Below are 16,043 nucleotides of genomic sequence, written 5' to 3'. Positions count from 1 at the left end.
ATGGAATCGTTCTTTTCGACTTACGTCGTGCCCGCACTGCTGATCTTGTTGCAATCAACGGTGCTCATCGTCGCGCTCCTGATCATCGTCGCGTATCTGCTCTATGCGGATCGTAAGATCTGGGCTGCCGTGCAGTTGCGTCGCGGTCCGAACGTCGTCGGTCCCTGGGGACTCTTGCAGGCATTCGCCGATCTTTTGAAGTTCGTCTTCAAGGAGCCGGTGATTCCGTCGGGCGCCAACAAGGGCGTCTTCCTGCTCGCACCGCTGGTCACCGCGTTTCTCGCCATCTCGGCCTGGGCGGTCATTCCTGTCGCCGAGGGCTGGGCGATCGCCGATGTGAATGTTGGCATCCTGTTCGTCTTCGCCATCGCTTCGCTCGAGGTCTACGGCGTCCTCATGGGCGGCTGGGCTTCGAATTCGAAATATCCGTTCCTCGGCGCGCTGCGCTCGGCTGCGCAGATGGTATCTTACGAAGTCTCGATCGGTTTCGTCATCGTCACCGTCCTTCTTCTCGTCGGCTCGCTGAACCTCAGCCACATCGTGCTTGCACAGCAGGCCGGGCTCGGAACATGGCTCGGGCTTCCCGGATCGTTCCTCGACTGGCACTTTATCGTGCTGTTCCCGATGTTTGTCGTGTTCTTCATCTCGGCGCTGGCCGAGACGAACCGGCCGCCCTTCGATCTGGTTGAGGCTGAGTCCGAACTCGTCGCCGGTCACATGATCGAATATTCCTCGACGCCGTTCCTGCTGTTCTTTCTCGGCGAGTATGTCGCCATCGTGCTGATGTGCGCGCTGACGACGATCCTGTTCCTCGGCGGCTGGCTTCCGCCCTTCGACTTCGCGCCGTTTACCTGGGTTCCGGGCGTCATCTGGTTCCTCATCAAGGTCTGCTTCGTCTTCTTCATGTTCGCCATGGTGAAGGCATTCGTTCCGCGCTACCGCTACGATCAATTGATGCGTCTGGGCTGGAAGGTGTTCCTGCCGCTCTCGCTTTTCATGGTCGTTGCGACGGCAAGCTTCCTCAAAGTGTGGGAACTGATGGCGGCATGAGCACAGCGCTGATCGGAGCACTCGTGGGACTGGGGATCGGCATCGTCGATTTCGCCTTCCTGCGTCTGCTCGCGACCCGCGTCGATCTCGCCGAAACCAAAACCGCACTCAATGTTGCCGGGGTGAGCCAGTTGGTGATCCTCCCGGTCATCGGCTACGTCGTAGCCCCGTATTTGTTCGGAGACTGAAGATGTCAGCTCTAGCACAGGCCGCAAAATCGCTGCTCCTTCTGGAGTTCGTGCGCGCCTTCTTCCTGTCGATGCGCCAATTCTTCGCGCCCAAGGGCACGCTGAACTACCCGCACGAGAAGGGGCCGACGAGCGCGCGCTTTCGCGGCGAGCATGCGCTGCGCCGTTATCCCAATGGTGAAGAGCGTTGCATCGCGTGCAAGCTTTGCGAGGCGATCTGCCCCGCGCAGGCCATCACCATCGAGGCCGGCCCGCGCCGCAACGATGGTACGCGCCGCACGGTACGCTATGACATAGACATGGTGAAGTGCATCTATTGCGGCTTTTGCCAGGAAGCCTGCCCAGTCGATGCGATCGTGGAAGGCCCGAATTTCGAGTTCGCGACGGAAACGCGCGAGGAGCTTTACTACGACAAGGACAAACTGCTCGCGAATGGCGATCGGTGGGAGCGCGAACTGGCGCGCAACATCGCGATCGACTCGCCCTATCGCTGAGCCTTCAACAGTGGACGGGACCCAGGGTTCCGTCTAAGAGACACGCGGCTTTGGACACGGTCCGAACGCCTTCGGCCGGTTCGTTTCCCGGCCTTCGATCAAACCGGGGGAACCCATGCTGACAGGACTAGAGGCGATCTTCTTCTACGTGTTCGCCTTCGTAGCGGTGGCGTCGGCCTTCATGGTGATTGCGTCGCGCAATCCCGTGCATTCCGTGCTCTATCTGATCCTGACCTTCTTCAACGCGGCGGGACTGTTCCTTCTTACAGGGGCCGAGTTCCTGGCGATGATTCTGCTCATCGTTTATGTCGGCGCCGTGGCGGTTCTGTTCCTGTTCGTCGTGATGATGCTGGACGTCGATTTTGCCAGCCTCAAGCGTGGCGCGCTCTCTTATGCGCCGGTCGGCGGGCTGGTCGGGCTGATTCTTGCGGCCGAACTCATCATCGTGGCAGGCGGCTATGCGTTCGCGCCGAATATCGGCTCGCAGATCGCCCAGCCGACGCCGGACCCCGCGACGCGCCACAACACGGCGGCGCTCGGCGACATCATCTACACCGATTACATTTTCGCGTTTCAGACCGCGGGCATGATCCTGCTGGTCGCGATGATCGGCGCGATCGTGCTGACGCTGCACCATAAGGCGAACGTCAAGCGCCAGGACATCTCCACGCAGGTTCGTCGCACGCCGGAAACCGCGATCGAGATCAAAAAAGTCGAAACGGGCAGGGGTCTGTGATGGAAATCGGCATCGCGCATTATTTGACCGTTTCGGCGCTGCTCTTCACGATCGGCGTCTTCGGCATCTTCCTGAACCGCCGCAACGTGATTGTCATCTTGATGTCGGTGGAGCTGATCCTGCTTGCCGTCAATATCAATTTCATCGCGTTTTCCGCTGCGCTCGGCGACATGGTCGGACAGGTCTTCGCGCTGTTCGTCCTGACGGTCGCGGCCGCAGAGGCTGCCATCGGCCTTGCCATTCTCGTCGTGTTCTTCCGCAACCGTGGCTCGATCGCGGTCGAAGACGTCAATCTCATGAAGGGCTGAGGGGCTCATGTATCACGCCATCGTCTTTCTTCCGCTTCTCGGATTTCTGATCGCGGGTCTCGGCGGCCGTGCGATCGGTGCCAAGGCGTCGGAATATGTGACGTCCGGGTTTCTGGTTATCTCGGCGCTTCTGTCGTGGGTCGCCTTCGTCCAGGTCGGGCTTGGCGGCGCCGAACCTTTCACGGTGCCGGTGCTGCGCTTCATCCAGTCGGGCAGCCTCGATGTGGCGTGGGCGCTGCGCATCGATACGCTGACGGTCGTCATGCTGATCGTGGTCAACACGGTCTCGGCGCTCGTCCATATCTATTCCATCGGCTACATGCACCACGACCCGCATCGGCCGCGCTTTTTCGCCTATCTGTCGCTTTTCACCTTCGCCATGCTCATGCTGGTGACGTCGGACAATCTGATTCAGATGTTCTTCGGCTGGGAAGGCGTTGGCCTCGCCTCCTATCTGCTGATCGGTTTCTGGTACAAGAAGCCGTCGGCGAACGCGGCGGCGATGAAAGCGTTCGTCGTCAACCGCGTCGGCGACTTCGGCTTCCTGATCGGTATCTTCAGCCTGTTCGCGCTTGTAGGCTCGGCAAATTTCGACACGATCTTCGTCAGCATCGAGGCCATCGCGCAAAATGGCGATGCGGAAGCCTTCTCGTTCCTCGGCTGGTCGCTGACGAATTCGAGCGCCATCACCATGATCTGCCTGTTCCTGTTCATGGGCGCGATGGGCAAGTCGGCACAGGTGCCGCTGCACACATGGCTTCCGGACGCCATGGAAGGCCCGACGCCGGTCTCCGCGCTGATCCATGCCGCGACGATGGTCACGGCGGGCGTGTTCCTTGCCGCGCGCATGTCGCCGGTCTTCGAGTTCTCGCAGACCGCGCTCATCTTCGTCATGCTGATCGGCGCGATCACTGCCTTCTTCGCGGCGACGGTCGGCCTCGTGCAGAACGACATCAAGCGCGTCATCGCCTATTCGACCTGCTCGCAGCTCGGCTACATGTTCGTCGCCATCGGTTCGGGCTTCTATGCCGCGGCTATTTTCCACCTCTTCACGCATGCCTTCTTCAAGGCGCTGCTCTTCCTCGGTTCCGGATCGGTCATCCATGCCGTGTCCGACGAGCAGGACATGCGCAAGATGGGCGGATTGAAGAACCTCATCCCGCGCACTTACTGGATGATGATCATCGGCACGATCGCGCTGACGGGCGTCGGTATTCCGGCCACCATGATCGGCACCGCCGGTTTCTTCTCCAAGGACGCCATCGTCGAGGGCGCTTTCGCCGCGCACAGCCCGCTTGCCGGTTTCGCATTCACGATGCTGGTGATCGCTGCCGTCTTCACGAGCTTCTATTCGTGGCGCCTGATCTTCATGACGTTCCACGGTACGCCGCGCGCGACCGCCGACGTCATGCATCACGTCCATGAGTCGCCGCCGGTCATGCTCGTGCCGCTCTACATCCTCGCGGTCGGCGCACTCTTTGCCGGTGTCGTGTTCTACGATTCCTTCGTCGGATACAGCTACGATGCCTTCTGGCAGGGTGCGATCTTCATGGCCGAGGACAACCATATCCTCCATGATTTCCACGAAGTGCCGTTCTGGGTGAAGGCGTCGCCGTTCGCCGCCATGATCATCGGCTTCCTGACGGCCTACGAATTCTACATCCGTTCGCCGGAGCGCCCCGCGCGGCTCGCGGCCCAGCATCGCGGGCTCTACCAGTTCCTCTTGAACAAGTGGTACTTCGACGAGCTCTACGATTTCCTGTTCGTTCGCCCCGCCATGCGGCTCGGTCGCTTCCTGTGGAAGACGGGCGACGGCAAGGTCATCGACGGAATGGGGCCTGACGGAATTTCGGCGCGGGTCGTGGACGTCACCAACCGGGTGGTCAAGCTCCAGACCGGCTATCTCTATCACTACGCATTCGCAATGCTCATCGGCGTGGCGGCGCTCGTTACGTGGATGATGCTCGGGGGTTCCAACTGATGACCGACTGGCCGATCCTTTCCACGGTCACCTTCCTGCCGCTGGTCGGCGTCGTCCTGATCCTTCTGATCCGGGACGAGGGGGCTGCTGCGGGCCGCAACATCCGCAATGTCGCGCTCCTGACGACCGTCTTTACTTTCGTCCTGTCGCTTTTCATCTGGGCCGGATTCGACAATTCGAATCCCGGCTTTCAGATGGTCGAGAAGGTGGAGTGGCTGGATTCCGGCATCTCCTACCATATGGGCGTCGACGGCATTTCGATGCTGTTCGTCATCCTGACGACGTTCCTGATGCCGATCTGCATCCTCGCCTCGTGGAAGGCGATCGAGAAGCGCGTCAAGGAATACATGATCGCGTTCCTCATTTTGGAAACGCTGATGATCGGCGTGTTCTGCGCCCTCGACCTCGTGCTGTTCTACGTCTTCTTCGAAGCCGTGCTGATCCCGATGTTCATCATCATCGGCGTATGGGGTGGAAAGCGTCGCGTCTACGCGTCCTTTAAGTTCTTCCTTTACACGCTGCTCGGCTCGGTGCTGATGATGCTCGCCATCATGGCGATGTTCTGGCAGGCCGGCACGACCGACATTCCGACCCTGATGGAGTACGACTTCCCGGTCGGCATGCAGCAATGGCTTTGGCTCGCCTTCTTCGCGTCCTTCGCGGTGAAGATGCCGATGTGGCCCGTTCACACCTGGTTGCCGGACGCGCATGTCGAGGCGCCGACGGCCGGTTCGGTCATTCTGGCGGCAGTTCTCTTGAAGATGGGCGGCTACGGCTTCCTGCGCTTCTCGCTTCCGATGTTCACGGATGCGTCGATCTACTTCCAGCCGTTCGTCTTCTGGCTGTCGGCGATCGCGATCGTCTACACGTCGCTCGTCGCTCTGATGCAGGAGGACATCAAGAAGCTCATCGCCTATTCGTCGGTCGCGCATATGGGTTACGTGACGATGGGTATCTTCGCGATGAATCCGGAAGGCATTCAGGGCGGCATCTTTCAGATGCTCTCGCACGGCCTCGTCTCGGGCGCGCTCTTCCTGTGTGTCGGCGTCGTCTATGACCGCATGCACACCCGCGAAATCTCGGCCTATGGCGGCCTCGTCAACAACATGCCGAAATATGCGGTCGTGTTCCTGATTCTGACGATGGCGAATGTCGGCCTGCCGGGCACGTCCGGTTTCGTCGGCGAATTCCTGACGTTGCTCGGCGTTTTTCAGGTCAACACGCTCGTCGCTTTGGTGGCGACGACCGGCGTGATCCTGTCGGCGGCCTACGCGCTTTGGCTTTATCGCCGCGTCATCTACGGTGCGCTGACGAAGGAAAGCCTGAAGAGCCTGCTCGATCTGTCGGGCCGCGAGAAGGCGATCATCTATCCGCTCGTCGCGCTGGTCATCCTCTTCGGCGTCTATCCAGCGCCCCTGCTTGACGTGACTGCCGCATCCGTCGATGCGCTCATCAACAATATCAACCAGTCGATCGAGGCGGCCGCAGTCGCCAGCGACGGTCTTCAGGCCGCAGCACAGTAAGGCCGGATACGAACATGACCCCTGACCTCTCCCAGAGCCTCATCCTCGCCACACCGGAGATCATCATGGCTGTCGCAGCCATGGCTCTCCTGATGATCGGCGTCTTTTCCGGGCCGCGCGCCAATACCACTGTGAACGGTCTCACGGTGGCCGTCCTGATCGGCATCGGCGCATGGATGCTGCTCTTCGGCGAATACGGGCAGGGGTTTGCGGGCACGTTCGTCGCCGATCCGTTCTCGCGTTTCATGAAAGTGCTGACGGTCATCGGTGCGGCGGTGACGCTGGTCATGTCGGTCGGCTTTGCCAAGCAGGAGAAGTTCGACAAGTTCGAATATCCGGTGCTCATCATGCTGGCGACGCTCGGCATGATGATCATGGTTTCGGCCAACGACATGCTGACGCTCTATGTCGGCCTCGAACTGCAATCGCTGGCGCTCTACGTCGTCGCTGCGTTCAACCGCGACAATGCGCGCTCCACGGAAGCGGGCGTGAAATATTTCGTTCTCGGCGCGCTGTCGTCGGGCATGCTGCTCTACGGCATCTCGCTGGTCTACGGTTACACCGGCAACACCGGCTTCAACGAGATCGCGGCCGCGCTGTCCGAAGGCGAGCGTTCGCTCGGTCTTATCTTCGGTCTGGTGTTCGTCCTTGCCGGTCTTGCTTTCAAGATTTCGGCCGTGCCGTTTCATATGTGGACGCCGGACGTCTATGAAGGCGCGCCGACGCCGGTTACGGCCTTCTTCGCGGCCGCGCCGAAGATCGCGGCGATGGCACTGCTCGTCCGCGTCACGGTCGGCGCGTTCCAGCCGGTCGCGGCAGACTGGCAGCAGATCGTCGTCTTCATCTCGATCGCTTCGATGGCGCTCGGCGCGTTCGCCGCGATCGGACAACACAATATCAAGCGTCTGATGGCCTATTCGTCGATCGCGCATATGGGCTTCGCGCTGGTCGGACTTGCCGCCAACAGCCAGGCAGGCGTGCGCGGCGTGGCGATCTACATGCTGATCTACATGGTGATGACGCTCGGCACCTTCGCGTTCATCCTCGCCATGCGCCGCAAGGAAGGCAATGTCGAAAATATCGACGATCTGGCCGGCCTGTCCTCCACCAATCCGATCATGGCGACGATCCTGACGATCCTGATGTTCTCGCTTGCCGGCATTCCGCCGCTCGCCGGCTTCTGGGGCAAGTGGTACGTCTTCCTCGCCGCCATCGAGGCGCAGCTTTACCCGCTCGCCATCATCGGCGTGATCGCCTCGGTCATCGGCGCTTACTATTATCTGCGCATCATCAAGATCATGTGGTTCGACGAGCCGGTCGGAGGCTTCCTCCCGATGGCGGGCGAATTGCGCCTCGTGCTCGGCGTCTCCGGCGCGTTCGTGCTGTTCTATGTGCTCATCGGCGGGCCGATCGTCAGCATCGCCGAGGCGGCCGCGCTCAGTTTCTTCTAGATGGCGGGATTTTCGCTCGCGCCATCGGCCATCGCCGCCGGATACCAGCTCGAAATTTTCGACACGGTCGGCTCGACGAATATCGAAGCGCTGGACGCGGCGAGGGCAGGCGGCAAAGGGCGCGTCTGGTTCGTCTCGGATCATCAGGTCTCGGGCAGGGGCCGCCGCGGACGTCCGTGGCAGACTCAGCGCGGCAATCTCGCCGCGTCGCTGCTCTTGGTGCCCGATGTTCCCTTGAAAGACGCCGCTGCGCTCGGCTTCGTCGCCGGGCTGTCCCTTGCCGATGCGCTGGACGCCGCGATTCCGGACGCGCAGATCGGCGTCGGCATCGATGGCGGTTCCGTTGCGGGCAAAGGCCGTTTCGAGCTCAAATGGCCGAACGACGTTCTCGCGCATGGCGCGAAGCTTTCAGGTATCCTTCTGGAATCGAAGATGCTTGACGCAGGGCGCTATGCCCTTGTCATCGGCATCGGAGTCAATGTGGTGACCGAGCCGCAGGATGTGCCCTATCCGGCGACGTCTCTGGCGAAGATGGGCGCGAAAATCGACGCGAGGCAGCTTTTTCTGGCGCTGTCGGACGCGTGGATCGACAATGAACGGCTCTGGCGCGACGGTCGGGGTCTTGGCGCGATCCGGGAGAAATGGCTGTCCCGCGCGGCAGGGCTTGGTTCCGAAGTGGCGGTGAACGTTGAAGGGCGCATCGCGCGCGGCACCTTCGAGACGATCGATGAAGAATGCCGGTTCGTCATCCGGGAAAATGACGGTTCTACAATCAGGATCGCGGCAGGCGACGTCCATTTCGGCGCCGTCGCATCCGTTCCTCAAGGCGAGAAAGCTGGAGTTTGATGGCCAAAGACAACGAACTCGTATTCTGCCCGCTCGGCGGTGTAGGCGAAATCGGGATGAACTTCGCGCTTTACGGCTTCGGGCCGTCAAGCCGGCGCGAATGGCTGATCGTCGATGTCGGCGTGACATTTCCCGACCCGACGCTGCCTGGTGTCGACCTCGTCCTGCCCGATACGCGCTTCATCGAAAGTCAGATCGAGCAGGTGCGCGGCATCGTCATCACGCACGCGCATGAGGATCATTACGGCGCGTTGCTCGACCTTTGGCCGAAGCTGAAGGCCCCGGTCTGGATGACGCCTTTCGCCGCCGGAATGCTGGAAGCGAAGCGGGTTTCGGACAATGTGCGCGTGCAGCCGACCATCAATATCTACAAGGCCGGCGAGCGCTTCGATGTCGGACCGTTCGAGATTGAAGCGGTCGCCGTCACCCATTCGGTCCCCGAGCCGGTTTCTCTGGCCATCCGCACGCCGCTTGGGACGGTCATACATACGGGCGACTGGAAGCTGGATCCCGCGCCGACCTTGCCGCCCATGACGGACGAAAACCGCTTTCGCGAGATTGGAGCGGAGGGCGTGACGGCACTCGTCTGCGATTCCACCAACGCCATGCGCGAGGGCGATTCGCCGTCCGAGGAAGCCGTCAGCCACGGCATTCGCGAAGTGATCGAGAAAGCGCCCGGACGGGTCGCGATCACGACCTTCTCCTCCAATGTCGGGCGTATCCGGTCCATTGCCGAGGCTGCGCGCGATGCCGGCCGTCAGGTGCTGGTGATGGGACGGTCGCTCAAGCGCGTTATCGATGTGGCCGGCGAACTCGGCTACATGGAGGGTTTGCCGCCTTTTCTTCTGGAGGAGGATTATGGTTACATCCCGCGCGAGAACGTCGTCGTGCTTTGCACGGGCAGTCAGGGCGAGCCGCGTGCGGCGCTCGCCAAGCTCGCGCGCGACGAGATGAAGCATGTCGCGCTGACGGCAGGCGACATGGTCGTCTTCTCCTCGCGTGTCATTCCCGGAAATGAAAAGGCGATCCTGGAGATCAAGAACCAGCTCATCGAGCAGGGCATCAAGATCGTGGAGGATGGCGACGCGCTGGTCCATGTTTCCGGCCATCCGCGTCGCAGCGAGCTTTTGCGGATGTATGGCTGGGTCAAGCCGCGCATTCTCGTGCCCGTTCACGGCGAGGCGGCGCATCTCGTGGCGCAAGGCTCGCTCGGAGCGTCGGCCGGAATTCCCGAGATCGCGCAGGTGCGCAACGGCGACATGATTCGGCTTGCTCCCGGCGCCGCCGAGATCGTCGACACGGTGCCCTTCGGGCGCCTGATGAAGGACGGGCGCGTCATCGGTTCGGAGGAAGAGACAGGCGTGCGCGACCGGCGCAAGCTGTCCTTCGCCGGCCATGTTGTCCTCAATCTGGTCCTCGACGATCGCTATGATCTTGCCGGTGATCCCGACATCGTCGCCATCGGCGTGCCTGAAACGGATGCCAGGGGGAAGCCGATGGAGGACATCATGCTGGATGCGGCGATCGGCGCGGTTGAAAGTGTACCGCGCGCGAGGCGAAAAGACCTCGACCTGATGTCCGAGGCAGCGCGGCGCGCGGTGCGGTCCGCCGCCAACGAAGCCTGGGGCAAGAAGCCGATCGTGACGGTATTCGTCACGCGCTGATGGAGAGCATATGCTCGGACGACTGAATCACGTCGCGCTCGCGGTGCCCGATCTGGCGGCCGCGACCGCGCTGTATCGCGATACGCTTGGCGGTGACGTTTCGGAGCCGCAGGCGCTGCCGGAGCACGGCGTGACGGTCGTTTTCGTCAATGTCGACAACACCAAGATCGAATTGATGGAGCCGCTGGGTGAGGATTCGACCATCCGGCCGTTTCTCGAGAAGAACCCGTCGGGCGGCATGCATCACGTTTGCTACGAGGTCGATGACATCATCGCCGCGCGCGACCGGATGAAGGCGTCCGGCGCGCGAATCCTGGGCGATGGAGAGCTGAAGATCGGCGCGCATGGCAAGCCGGTCCTGTTCCTTCACCCCAAGGATTTCATGGGCACGCTCATCGAACTCGAACAGAGCTGAGATCATGAACTGGATATCGGGTTTCGCGATCTATTTCGTCATTTGGTGGACGGTTCTGTTCGCCATGATTCCGTTCGGCGTGCGCACGCAGGACGAAGAGGGCGACGTGACGCTCGGCACGACCGCGAGCGCGCCCTCAGGCTCGCATATGGGCAAGGCGGTGCTGCGCACCACCATCGTCTCCGCGCTGATCTATGGCTTCTTCTATGTGCTCACATCCGTCTACGGATGGCGGTTCGAGGACATCCCGAACGTACTTCCGAGCTTCTGAAGCCGGTCGACCAAAGCCGGTCCTTCGCCGGCTCGATTTATTTCGGTGCTCAAAAAAAATGCAAGGCACAAGGCCTTGCAAATTTAAACGCGTCCGATCCGTTTCCATTCCATGGTGGCAGCGGTTTATCGCGCCAGGATCGCATCCTCCCAAGACTTCGACCGCGTAGGAAAGCGAAAAATTCTTCTCGCCATCTCTGTTATTGGAGTGAGACTAGACCAATCGTCGCACCGATGTCACCTTAAATTTCGCTTTGAGGGCCTGCAATTTGTGCTGCAATGCACAATTAATCGGCACAGCCATGCGGGCTTCCTCCCGAAAGTCTTACGGGTTTTCAACGGGCCTTGAAATAGCTATGAAGCGCGGGCAATCGGGGCTTCATCGCCTTTGATTCCGCGCCTTCTCTCTTCTCGAATGGACGTGCTTGATGCGTTTGTCGCAGTACTTTCTTCCCATCCTCAAGGAAAACCCCCGCGAGGCGGAAATCGTCTCGCACCGCCTGATGCTGCGCGCAGGAATGATCCGCCAGCAGGGGCAGGGGTCGTTCTCGTGGCTGCCGCTCGGCAAGCGCGTGCTGGAAAAGGTCAATACGATCATCCGCGAAGAGCAGAATCGTGCCGGTGCGCTGGAAATCCTCATGCCGACGATCCAGTCCGCGGAGCTTTGGCGCGAGAGCGGGCGTTACGACGCCTACGGCAAGGAAATGCTGCGCATCCGCGACCGGCAGGATCGCGAGATGCTCTACGGGCCGACCAATGAGGAGATGGTCACCGAGATTTTCCGATCCTACGTCAAGTCCTACAAGGATCTGCCGCTCAATCTCTACCATATCCAATGGAAGTTCCGCGACGAGGTCCGCCCGCGCTTCGGTGTGATGCGCAGCAGAGAGTTCCTGATGAAGGACGCCTATTCCTTCGATCTCGATTATGAGGGTGCGAAAGCGGCCTATTACCGGATGTTCGTGTCTTACCTGCGCACTTTCACGCGCGTAGGCATGAAGGCGATCCCGATGCGAGCCGATACCGGACCGATCGGGGGCGATCTTTCCCACGAGTTCATCATCCTTGCCGAGACGGGCGAAAGCCAGGTCTATTGCGACAAGGCCTATCTCGATCTTCCCGTTCCGGGCGCCGACACGGACTTTACGGACGATGCGGCTATCGCCGGAATCGTCGAGCAATGGACGACGCCCTATGCGGCGACCGACGAGATGCACGATGAAGACGCCTGGGGGCAGGTGGAAGCGGGCAAGCAACTGGCGGCGCGCGGCATCGAGGTCGGCCATATCTTCCACTTCGGCGAAAAATATTCGAAGCCGATGGGCGCCAAGGTGCAGGGGCCGGACGGCAAGGAGCATTTCGTTTCCATGGGTTCCTACGGCATTGGTCCGTCGCGCCTGGTTGCGGGTATCATCGAGGCGAGCCATGACGAGAACGGCATCGTGTGGCCCGAGGAGGTCGCGCCGTTCCATGTCGCGCTGATCAACATGAAGACGGGCGACGCGGCCTGTGATGCGGCCTGCGACAAGCTTTACGGCGAACTCGAAGCGGCCGGCCGCGAGGTTCTCTATGACGATACCGACAGCCGTGCGGGCGGCAAGTTCGCCACCGCAGATCTGATCGGACTGCCGTGGCAGGTGATCGTCGGCCCGCGCGGACTGGCCGCCAATGAGGTCGAAATCAAGAACCGCAAGACGGGCGAGCGCCGCACGGTGCCGCTCGACAATGTCGTCGCCGCGCTGGGGGCGAGCGCATGAGCGAGGCCGTCTCCAAGAAAGGCGCCGGACCGTTTTCGGGCTTCGAGCGCATGGTCGCGTGGCGCTATCTGCGTTCCAAGCGCAAGGAAACGGTGATTTCCGTCATCTCCATGATTTCCTTCATCGGCATCATGCTCGGCGTGGCGACCTTGATCATCGTCATGGCCGTGATGAACGGCTTTCGCGCCGAACTGCTCGACCGTATCCTCGGCATCAACGGTCATCTGATCGTGCAGCCGATCGACAGCGGTCTCGACGATTACGAGGAGATCGCCGCGCGTTTCAACGGCATCGCCGGCGTGCGCTACGCGATTCCGCTGGTGGATGGGCAGGTGCTGGCGTCTGGCCGGCGCTCGGCCGGCACAGGTGCCATGGTTCGGGGCCTGCGGGCTGAGGACCTCCAGCGTATGGAAAGCATCTCGGGCAACATCATCGACGGTTCGCTCGATAACTTCCAGGGCGACCAGGGCGTCGTCATCGGCAGCCGCATGGCGCAGTCGCTCGGACTTGCCGTGGGCGACCCGATCACATTCGCCTCGGCCGACGGCGACGTGACACCGTTTGGAACCACGCCACGGGTCAAGTCCTATCCGGTCGCCGCGATCTTCCAGCTCGGCATGTCGGAGTATGATGCGTCTGTCATCTTCATGCCGATGGAGGAAGCGCAGCTCTTCTTCAACTCCGACGGCGTCGCGCAATCGATCGAGCTTTTCGTCGACAACCCCGACATGGTCGACCAGTTGCGGCCGGCCGTCGAGGACGCGGCCATGCGGCCGGTGTTCCTGACGGACTGGCGGCAACGCAACCAGACATTCTTCTCCGCCCTTCAAGTCGAGCGGAACGTGATGTTCATGATCCTGACGTTGATCGTGCTCGTCGCCGCGCTCAACATCATCTCCGGCCTTTTCATGCTGGTGAAGGACAAGGGACGCGATATCGCGATCTTGCGAACCATGGGCGCGACGAGCGGCGCGGTCATGCGCATCTTCTTCATGACGGGCGCGGCGATCGGCGTGGTTGGCACCTTGGCGGGCGTCGTTCTGGGGGTCATCGTGTGCATGAATGTCGAGCTGATCCGGCAGTTCTTCTCCTGGCTTTCGGGCACGACGCTTTTCAATCCCGAACTCTATTTCCTGAGCCAGTTGCCGGCGCGCATGGACATCGCGGAGACCATATCAGTCGTCCTGATGGCGCTTGTGCTGTCCTTCCTCGCCACGCTCTTTCCGGCCTGGCGCGCGGCAAAGCTCGATCCCGTCGATGCGCTGAGGTACGAATAATGGCGACGAAGACGGTTCTTCAGCTCAACAAGGTTGAGCGATCGTACGAGGACGCGTCGGGCAAGCTCGTCATCCTCGACAAGGCTGATTTCACGATCGGGCAGGGCGAAATGGTCGCGCTTGTCGCACCGTCGGGGGCGGGCAAGTCGACACTGCTTCATTCGGCAGGTCTCCTCGAGCGGCCAAATGCCGGCGAAGTCATGCTCAACGGGCAGGAATGCGGACAGCTTTCCGACGATGACCGGACCGCGATCCGGCGCAACGAAATCGGCTTCGTCTATCAGTTCCATCATCTTCTGCCGGAATTCACCGCGCTCGAAAACATCATGATGCCGCAGCTCGTGCAGGGGCTTTCCCCGAAACAGGCCAAGGAGCGTAGCGCGCAACTGCTCGACTACATGAAGATCGGGCATCGCGCGTCGCATCGTCCGGCCGAATTGTCTGGCGGCGAGCAGCAGCGCGTGGCGATCGCTCGGGCAGTCGCCAACGCCCCGCGTCTGCTTCTGGCGGACGAGCCGACCGGCAATCTCGATCCCGCGACGGCGGGTTACGTGTTCGACGCACTCGAAGCACTGGTGCGCCAGTCGGGCCTTTCGGCTCTCATTGCCACGCATAACCACGAACTTGCCGGACGTATGGACCGCCGCGTGACGCTTATCGAAGGCAAGGTCGTCGAGGTCACCGCCGGCTGAGCTTTCCATCTTCCGGCCATCTGCATGGCCGGAAGATGGATTTTTTGCGGAACGATCCCCACCGCTCCCGGTTTTCCCTTTGAAGGGACTGGCGTTTCGACGCCGTGTGGGATGCAGAAAAATGGCAGGCAAGGTTTTATCCACAGCGCTTCTTGGCGCGCTCGTGGCGGGGTCGTTTTACTTTTTCGGTAGCGTACAGGCAGAGCCGCAGGCGCGTCTGGCGCTTCTCAACCCGCCGATCGAAGCGGACAGTTCCGTCAACTGATCTATTCGGCGTCGGGCTGGCGCATTGGCGCGGCATCTGCAAAAGCAGGCAGTTCCAGGCATGCGGCATCGATGCGCGCAATCGTTGGATAGCGTGTCATGTCAACGCCGAAACGTGCGTTGTTCGCAACTTGGGCGACGAGGCAGATGTCGGCAAGGCCGGGCACGTCACCGTGGCAGAATCGCCCGGTGAGACGATGGGAAGCAAGAATCGATTCAAGCGGTTCGAATGTTTCGCTCACCCAGTGCCCAAACCAGTCGGCGATGGCTGAAGCATCCGCGCCGAAGCGTCTGCGCAACTCCGTCAGGACGCGCAGATTGTTCACCGGATGGATTTCACATGCAATCATCTGGGCAAGAGCGCGGACATGCACGCGACCTGCCGGATCGGCCGGCAGAAGCGGCGGCTCCGGGATCGTTTCGTCCAGAAATTCGCAGATCGCCAGTGATTGCGTGATGACCGTTCCGTCGCTCCAGACCAGCGTCGGCACCAGCCCTTGCGGGTTCACCGCGAGAAACGCGGGGTTGCGCTGTTCGCCGTGCCGCAGATGATGCGCGACATAGTCGTACGCGACACCTTTCAGATTGAGCGCGATCCGCACACGATAGGACGTCGAGGACCGGAAATAATTATGCAGAACGATGCGGCTCATTTCCCGTCCCTGGTGGCGGCCAGTTCGTTCAGCATGTCGATGAGGATTTCCACCTTGTCGTGACCGTAGCGCGCCTGCAGTCGCATGTAGATCGCATTGCTCTGCGGCATCACGGTACGGATGAGGTCACGACCGGCGGGATTGAGGCTCAAGAGTGCGCGCCGCGCATCGCCATCGTCCCGCTCGCGGCGGATCAGGCCGCGTTCTTCAAGCGACTTGATGATGCGCGTCAGGCTGGGGGCCAGAATGCAGGCGCGTTCCGCAAGGTCGGATGCATCCAGCGGGCTCGTTTCGCCCAGCATGCGGATCACGCGCCATTGCTGTTCCGTCAGATCGTGGGACGCCAGAAGCGGGCGAAACCTGACCATGACGGCCTCGCGGGCGCGCAGCAGGGAAATGGGCAGCGATCGGGACGTATCCCCAGGCAGGAATGTATCTTCGTCGACATGATCCCCGGCAGCGCTCATCCTAGAT

The 16,043-nt window shown here is 61.2% G+C and carries 18 protein-coding genes; 16 read left to right on the top strand and 2 right to left on the bottom strand.

Translation table 11 applies throughout. The features are described 5' to 3' along the window. The 16 genes from nuoH (at position 1) to GTW25_RS06860 (ending at position 14,917) form a co-directional block, all read left to right on the top strand. Positions 1-1,050, top strand: a complete 1,050-nt coding sequence (gene nuoH / locus GTW25_RS06935) for an NADH-quinone oxidoreductase subunit NuoH (RefSeq protein WP_252911214.1) — start codon at positions 1-3, stop codon at positions 1,048-1,050. Beyond that, on the top strand, positions 1,047-1,238 hold the full coding sequence (locus tag GTW25_RS06930) for a hypothetical protein (protein ID WP_252911213.1): 192 nt from the start codon (positions 1,047-1,049) through the stop codon (positions 1,236-1,238). Before nuoH ends, GTW25_RS06930 begins: the two co-directional genes overlap by 4 nt. Before the next feature lie 2 nt (positions 1,239-1,240). Beyond that, positions 1,241-1,732 carry an NADH-quinone oxidoreductase subunit NuoI gene (nuoI, locus tag GTW25_RS06925; protein ID WP_252911212.1) on the top strand — a complete coding sequence of 164 codons (492 nt, stop codon included), beginning with the start codon at positions 1,241-1,243 and terminating at the stop codon, positions 1,730-1,732. Positions 1,733-1,847: 115 nt separating this feature from the next. Further along, positions 1,848-2,468, top strand: a complete 621-nt coding sequence (locus GTW25_RS06920) for an NADH-quinone oxidoreductase subunit J (protein WP_252911211.1) — start codon at positions 1,848-1,850, stop codon at positions 2,466-2,468. Next, the gene (nuoK, locus tag GTW25_RS06915) at positions 2,468-2,776 is read left to right on the top strand and encodes an NADH-quinone oxidoreductase subunit NuoK (RefSeq protein WP_252911210.1); all 309 of its coding nucleotides are present in this window, start codon (positions 2,468-2,470) and stop codon (positions 2,774-2,776) included. Before GTW25_RS06920 ends, nuoK begins: the two co-directional genes overlap by 1 nt. A gap of 7 nt (positions 2,777-2,783) precedes the next feature. Further along, a complete protein-coding gene (gene nuoL / locus GTW25_RS06910) occupies positions 2,784-4,757 on the top strand; it encodes an NADH-quinone oxidoreductase subunit L (protein ID WP_252911209.1) in 1,974 nt (657 codons plus the stop codon). Continuing rightward, on the top strand, positions 4,757-6,280 hold the full coding sequence (locus GTW25_RS06905; protein WP_252911208.1) for an NADH-quinone oxidoreductase subunit M: 1,524 nt from the start codon (positions 4,757-4,759) through the stop codon (positions 6,278-6,280). Before nuoL ends, GTW25_RS06905 begins: the two co-directional genes overlap by 1 nt. Before the next feature lie 14 nt (positions 6,281-6,294). Further along, positions 6,295-7,731 carry an NADH-quinone oxidoreductase subunit NuoN gene (gene nuoN, locus GTW25_RS06900; protein WP_252911207.1) on the top strand — a complete coding sequence of 479 codons (1,437 nt, stop codon included), beginning with the start codon at positions 6,295-6,297 and terminating at the stop codon, positions 7,729-7,731. Then, positions 7,732-8,577 (top strand): biotin--[acetyl-CoA-carboxylase] ligase, encoded by an 846-nt coding sequence (locus GTW25_RS06895; RefSeq protein ID WP_252911206.1) that lies wholly within the window; start codon positions 7,732-7,734, stop codon positions 8,575-8,577. Continuing rightward, entirely contained in the window at positions 8,577-10,241 is a 1,665-nt protein-coding gene (locus tag GTW25_RS06890) for a ribonuclease J (protein WP_252911205.1), read from the top strand. Before GTW25_RS06895 ends, GTW25_RS06890 begins: the two co-directional genes overlap by 1 nt. Before the next feature lie 10 nt (positions 10,242-10,251). Further along, positions 10,252-10,656, top strand: a complete 405-nt coding sequence (mce, locus tag GTW25_RS06885; protein ID WP_252911204.1) for a methylmalonyl-CoA epimerase — start codon at positions 10,252-10,254, stop codon at positions 10,654-10,656. Between the two features lie 4 nt (positions 10,657-10,660). Beyond that, positions 10,661-10,927 carry a DUF1467 family protein gene (locus GTW25_RS06880; protein WP_252911203.1) on the top strand — a complete coding sequence of 89 codons (267 nt, stop codon included), beginning with the start codon at positions 10,661-10,663 and terminating at the stop codon, positions 10,925-10,927. A gap of 427 nt (positions 10,928-11,354) precedes the next feature. Further along, positions 11,355-12,683 (top strand): proline--tRNA ligase, encoded by a 1,329-nt coding sequence (proS, locus tag GTW25_RS06875; RefSeq protein WP_252911202.1) that lies wholly within the window; start codon positions 11,355-11,357, stop codon positions 12,681-12,683. After that, positions 12,680-13,960: a lipoprotein-releasing ABC transporter permease subunit gene (locus GTW25_RS06870; RefSeq protein ID WP_252911201.1), complete on the top strand. Its 1,281-nt coding sequence runs from the start codon at positions 12,680-12,682 to the stop codon at positions 13,958-13,960. Before proS ends, GTW25_RS06870 begins: the two co-directional genes overlap by 4 nt. Continuing rightward, positions 13,960-14,652, top strand: coding sequence for an ABC transporter ATP-binding protein (locus GTW25_RS06865; protein WP_252911200.1), 693 nt, complete (start codon positions 13,960-13,962; stop codon positions 14,650-14,652). Before GTW25_RS06870 ends, GTW25_RS06865 begins: the two co-directional genes overlap by 1 nt. A gap of 121 nt (positions 14,653-14,773) precedes the next feature. Next, entirely contained in the window at positions 14,774-14,917 is a 144-nt protein-coding gene (locus tag GTW25_RS06860) for a hypothetical protein (RefSeq protein ID WP_252911199.1), read from the top strand. A gap of 1 nt (position 14,918) precedes the next feature. Here the strand turns inward: GTW25_RS06860 and maiA are convergent, their stop codons facing one another. Further along, positions 14,919-15,569 carry a maleylacetoacetate isomerase gene (gene maiA / locus GTW25_RS06855; RefSeq protein WP_252911198.1) on the bottom strand — a complete coding sequence of 217 codons (651 nt, stop codon included), beginning with the start codon at positions 15,567-15,569 and terminating at the stop codon, positions 14,919-14,921. After that, positions 15,566-16,036: a homoprotocatechuate degradation operon regulator HpaR gene (hpaR, locus tag GTW25_RS06850; RefSeq protein WP_252911197.1), complete on the bottom strand. Its 471-nt coding sequence runs from the start codon at positions 16,034-16,036 to the stop codon at positions 15,566-15,568. The genes maiA and hpaR overlap by 4 nt, the downstream gene beginning before the upstream one ends. Between the last annotated feature and the right edge of the window lie 7 nt (positions 16,037-16,043).

It is taken from the genome of Aliihoeflea aestuarii (assembly GCF_024105665.1).
Taxonomy (GTDB): Bacteria; Pseudomonadota; Alphaproteobacteria; order Rhizobiales; family Rhizobiaceae; genus Aliihoeflea; species Aliihoeflea aestuarii.
This window is presented reverse-complemented; position numbering and strand designations above follow the sequence as displayed.